At 70.0% G+C, this 546-nt stretch carries 1 protein-coding gene; it reads right to left on the reverse strand.

From position 1 onward, the window contains the following. Nucleotides 1–524, reverse strand: a 524-nt coding sequence (locus A9X05_RS06515) for a VWA domain-containing protein (protein WP_156736514.1), incomplete at its 3' end; no start/stop codon positions are given. Nucleotides 525–546 lie beyond the last annotated feature (22 nt).

The following is a 546-nucleotide window of genomic DNA, read 5'->3' on the forward strand; positions in this document are numbered from 1 at the left end:
GCCGTGCTGTCGGCGAAGTCGAGCTTCTTGAGCGCGTCGATCGTCGCCTGGTGCTGCGGGGTGGGCGACACCAGCAGGTATGGCGTGCCGGCGAAGCCGACCAGGCCCAGGTTGATGCCCGGCGTGAGCTGACTGGCGAACTGGCCGGCCGCCTCCTCGGCGGCCTTGAGCCGGTTCGGCGGGACGTCGGTCGCCCGCATCGACTGCGACATGTCGATGACCAGCACGACGACAGCCCGGTTGAGCGGGATCCGGACGTCGGACGTCGGCCCGGCCATCGCGGTGGTCAGCAGCACCAGCGACGTGGCCAACAGGATCGTCGGCACGTGCCGCCAGCGGCTGGGGCGCGCCGGCGCGACCCGCTCCAGCACCTCCATGTTGGCGAACCGCAGGACGCGGCGGCGGCGGGCGAACTGCAGCACGACGTAGATGCCCAGGACCAGCAGAACGGCCAGCAGGAACAGGAAGAACCACGCGTTCTGAAAGCCGGTGACCGACACGGGGCCCAGCAGGGGCAACTTCATGTGCAGCCACACTATGCGCCCG

It is taken from the genome of Mycobacterium sp. E3298, assembly GCF_001666895.1.
In the GTDB taxonomy this organism is placed as follows: domain Bacteria; phylum Actinomycetota; class Actinomycetes; order Mycobacteriales; family Mycobacteriaceae; genus Mycobacterium.